Origin of the sequence: Candidatus Magnetobacterium casense (assembly GCF_019173545.1) — a bacterium.
Classification (GTDB): domain Bacteria; phylum Nitrospirota; class Thermodesulfovibrionia; order Thermodesulfovibrionales; family Magnetobacteriaceae; genus Magnetobacterium; species Magnetobacterium cryptolimnobacter.
In genome coordinates this window covers 1-1,775 of record NZ_JABXWD010000566.1, presented here as the reverse complement: position 1 = coordinate 1,775, position 1,775 = coordinate 1, and the positions used below count along the sequence as shown (strand labels likewise).

At 52.1% G+C, this 1,775-nt stretch carries 3 protein-coding genes and 1 pseudogene; all 4 read left to right on the top strand.

Annotated features, from left to right (window positions below; genetic code table 11):
* Nucleotides 1-245: pseudogene (locus HWQ67_RS17625) on the top strand (hypothetical protein); the annotation flags it as partial.
* On the top strand, nucleotides 202-639 hold the full coding sequence (locus tag HWQ67_RS17620; RefSeq protein ID WP_218254006.1) for a hypothetical protein: 438 nt from the start codon (nucleotides 202-204) through the stop codon (nucleotides 637-639). The pseudogene HWQ67_RS17625 and the gene HWQ67_RS17620, both read left to right, overlap by 44 nt.
* Nucleotides 640-917: 278 nt before the next feature.
* Nucleotides 918-1,115, top strand: coding sequence for a hypothetical protein (locus HWQ67_RS17615; RefSeq protein WP_218254005.1), 198 nt, complete (start codon nucleotides 918-920; stop codon nucleotides 1,113-1,115).
* A gap of 38 nt (nucleotides 1,116-1,153) precedes the next feature.
* Nucleotides 1,154-1,420 carry a hypothetical protein gene (locus HWQ67_RS17610; RefSeq protein WP_218254004.1) on the top strand — a complete coding sequence of 89 codons (267 nt, stop codon included), beginning with the start codon at nucleotides 1,154-1,156 and terminating at the stop codon, nucleotides 1,418-1,420.
* Nucleotides 1,421-1,775 lie beyond the last annotated feature (355 nt).

Sequence of the window (1,775 nt, the reverse complement as noted above, 5' to 3'; positions counted from 1 at the left end):
AAGACCTCCAGGAAAAGATCCTCGCCAAGTTAGAAATCCTGAAACAATCACGGGACTGGTTAAAAGAAGAGGGGCAATTCATTCCCTACCCAGAAGCATGGCTGAATGCTAAGGGGTGGTTGGATGAGGTCGAGGTCGAATCGAAGAAGGAAGTACCAAAACACTTAAAGGGGCTCCAGAAGGTATGGGAGGGATTGCAGGATGGAGAAGAAACAGTTCCTTTACTTGATGGCAAGGTTAGCTAACGCTTTTAAGGAGGATGTCTCGGCTGAGAGGTTTGGGATATATTTCGAGTTCCTCGGGAAGAATAAGTACGAGATCATGGAGGAGGCCGTGGATTCGATCATACGGGAGAGCAAGTGGTTCCCCAAGATCTCGGAGGTGATAGAGGCCGTGGAGATGTGCTACCGGGCCCATTCGGGGGACGCCACCAGAGAATACCTCGAGGAGATGGAGCGTCTCGAGCTCGAGCACAAGCCCAACGCCCTCTCAACGGAAGAGGCGAAGGGATGGTTCGAGAAGATATACGACAGACTAAAGTCCAAACCTTTGACTCCCATGCTCGAAGGGGAGGATGCCGAGGAGTTCGAAAGGAAGAGGCAGGCGGCCAAAGAGAAGGCAAAGGAACTGATGCAATGAAAAAACCCTCCAAGACCTACCTTAAACGCAAGGCCGACAAGCTCTTCAGCGACCATGTCCGCTCGAGGGGCAAGTGTGAGTTCTGCGGATCCACCCGCAACCTCCAATGCGCCCACTTTATCACGCGCAAGATCATCAAGCTGAGATACGAGCCCAGGAATGCGGCCTGCCTCTGCGTGGGCTGCCACTTCATGGGCCATCATCACCCGAGACTGTTCACGGACAGCTGGGACCGGGTCAAGGGTCTGGGTACGACACAATGGCTGGAGGCAGAAGCGGTGCTTCTGGAACCGATCAGGATCGATTTCTATCAGGAGGTGATTGCAAGACTGAGGGGGAAAGATGAAGCGGAGCCGAAACAGCGGGGACCTGGGATGGGACTACGACGACCTGTGGAACACGCCGCCTCCTCCGTGCGAGGTGCCAAAAAGGTGCGAGCACTTCAGCAAATGCCGGAGGACGACATGGGCCTGTGACGCCTTTTTAAAATACGTTTATGAAAAGGACTTCAGCCATGGAAAACGAAACCCAAGCCGAAGGATTGGCAACAAGATATGGTTCGAAGAGCGTTACGATCCGTGGAAAAGACTGTCTAAACTGTCAACATTTGGTGGTTAAGATGGGGGATGTCCGGTGCACGAAGCACAAGCTCCACCGCAACTCGAGGGAGATGGAGCTCTACTGGGGAGACCTTGAGTACGGGAAGGTCAGGAAGTTCTTGAAGGACAGGGCAGGGCACTGCCGGACATTCGAGTCGATGGGGGAGGAGGAGGAAGAATGAATCCATCCTATGAGAAGTTTAAAAAAGGCACACCGCTTACCAGAAAAGAGGCGATTACTGCCCAATGCTTCGAACGTAACGATTTTAACGTAAGAAAAGAGGCTGATTGCCTCGGAGTCAGTTGCCCCCTATACCAATGGTCACCCTGGGGTAAAAGTCTTGTCCTGAAGTGTAAAACTCCACAAAAGTGGCACTTTCAGAGTAAGAAAAAGGAGGGATAGATGTGGGTACATTGCAAGTCATGGGATCGAAGGCATGTCGCTGGTAAAAATGGGGATACGTTATGCGGTGTAACAAAGGGGGATTTACCCTTTGACTACCTCCGGCTGGACCTGGAGAAATGCTCCAAATGTCA